Annotated in this window: 2 protein-coding genes; both read right to left on the bottom strand. The window is 62.7% G+C overall.

Features of this window, described 5'->3' with window-relative positions; all coding sequences use genetic code 11:
• On the bottom strand, nucleotides 1-727 hold a 727-nt coding region (locus AC097L_RS24420; RefSeq protein ID WP_479589313.1), incomplete at its 3' end, for a dihydrodipicolinate synthase family protein.
• Between the two features lie 243 nt (nucleotides 728-970).
• A partial coding sequence (locus tag AC097L_RS24425) for a LysR substrate-binding domain-containing protein (RefSeq protein WP_479589314.1) occupies nucleotides 971-1,391 on the bottom strand: 421 nt, incomplete at its 5' end.

Below are 1,391 nucleotides of genomic sequence, written 5' to 3' on the forward strand. Positions count from 1 at the left end.
TCAGCATTGGCAGGAAGCGGGCCGCCAGTGCCCGGCCAGCGACCATGTCCTGGTCCACCACGCAGGTCTTGTACAAGGCCACATGCTGCTGCGGGGCGAAGTTGGAAGCCCCTGCCGTCCAGCTGCGTGCACCCCAGGCAAAGAACTCCAGCACCTGGTCGTCCATGCCGCAGCTCACCTGGAGCTGGTCTGCGTGCTCGGTGATGAGGCGGTGCATGCGCTCCACCGAACCCGTGCTCTCCTTGATGGACTGGAAGTTGGGGCGGCTGCGCAGCGCGTTGATGAAATCAAAGCCCATCTCCGTGCCGGTGCGGGCCGGAAAGTTGTAGAGCATGGCGGGCAGGTTCAGGGCGTCATCCACCGCCAGGGCGTGGGCCAGCAGCTCTTGTTGCGTGGGCTGGCAGTAGTAGGGGGCGGCCAGCAGAATGCAGTTGTAGCCCACATCCTTGGCGTAGCGGCCCAGGTCCAGCGATTCATCGGTGCTGGTGGCGTTGATGCCCGCCATCAGCGGCAGGCGGCCCCGGTTCAGCTTGGCGATCACATCCAGCAGTTGCTTGCGCTCGGCATTGCTCTGGGCGTAGTACTCGCCGGTGGTGCCGCCAACGATGATGCCGCTCACCGCGTGCCGCACCAGGTTCTCCAGCAGCGGTTCGAGTGCTGCGGTATCGATGTTGCCGTTTGCCCCGAAAGGGGTTGCGATCGGTGTCCAAATGCCGTCAAAGTTCATGCTTCTTCCTTGTGTTTGCGCGTCCAGCATGGCTTGCTGAACAGGCCTTAAGGTTAGGTTGAATGCCCATGTCACACAAACGACATTTCCGTCCTGCGATCGATAACGGCAGGTAATGGATCAGTATTAACCCTGAAAAAATAAGCAGGTAAAGCACCGTTGCAGTGCAGTTCGAGGGGCTGTGTGGTGCATGCCTGCAGGCCCACGCACAGCCGGGGTGCTGGCTTGCAAAACCTGGCAGTTTCAGCCGGGAAACTGGCCCAGGATCCAGTCGCGAAACGTCGAGCAAGCCGCGTTGTGCTCCACATCCGAGCGGATGCTCAGGTAGTGGCACCGCTCGGTGTGCGACACCTCTTCGGCAATCGGGCGCACCAGCAGGCCATCGGCCACCAGATGGCCCACCAGGTGGTCCCAGCCCAGCACCACACCCTGGTGTTGCAGCGCCAACTGCACCAGCATGTTGTAGTCATTGGTGCTGAACGGCGGGCGGGCAGCCGGAGCGCGTTCACCCAGGTCGATGCCGTGGAAAGCCAGCCACACCGACCAGTCAATGTGCTCCGCCAGTTGCGAGCGCCCATAGGGGCTGAGGTCCAGCAGATCCGCTTCCCGCAGGCTCTGTAGCGTGCGCAGCGTGGGGTGCTCGTCCAGGTACTGCGCCGAGCAC

The organism is Rhodoferax sp. RT5P35 (assembly GCF_056521385.1).